The organism is Vibrio sp. 811, assembly GCF_033339195.1.
This window is the reverse complement of record NZ_JAWOUB010000427.1, coordinates 1-688: the sequence shown is the minus strand read 5'-3', so window position 1 is coordinate 688 and position 688 is coordinate 1. Positions and strand designations below refer to the sequence as shown.

The 688-nt window shown below is 45.9% G+C and carries 1 protein-coding gene; it reads left to right on the top strand.

Annotated features, from left to right (window positions below):
- Positions 1-16: 16 nt before the first annotated feature.
- On the top strand, positions 17-688 hold a 672-nt coding region (locus R7Q46_RS27285), incomplete at its 3' end, for a DUF2254 family protein (RefSeq protein ID WP_318078291.1).

Genomic DNA, 688 nt, shown 5'->3' with positions numbered 1-688 from the left:
TAAGAGGCACATGAGAATGACCGGCTCCAAATGGCAGTGGCTGCTTAAACAAATGACACGTAAACTGTGGGTTCGTACATCACTTTTCGCCTTACTTGCTGTTGTAACCGCCCTGATCTCTATTGTTTTAAATAAATTCATTACCCTGCCTCCCACCATCAATGTCAGTAATGAGCTGCTGAATAACATATTGAATATTCTCGCGACGTCGATGCTGGCGGTGACGACGTTTTCACTCAACATTATGGTTTCAGCGTACAGCGCGGCCAGTGCAGGGGTCACTCCTAGAGCTACCAAGCTATTGATGGAAGACAGCACAACGCAAAATGCTCTGGCGACTTTTCTTGGCTCATTCTTGTTTAGTTTGGTAGGCATCATCGCACTTGGTATTGGCGCCTATCACGAGCAGGCACAGATCTATTTGTTCATCGTAACCATGGTGGTGATCATTATGATCATCCTGACTCTACTTCGCTGGATTCAGCACCTATCTGTACTTGGTAGAGTCTCGGAAACCACCTCAAATGTGGAACAAGCGCTATTAAGTGCGATTCGAAAACGAGGCTGTGAGCCTTGGCTGGGTGCATTTCCTTGGAGTCATCCAGAGCACAAACCGAGAGGAAGCAAACCGATTGTCAGCAAAGAAATTGGTTACTTACAACATATTGATATGCACCACCTAGATAGT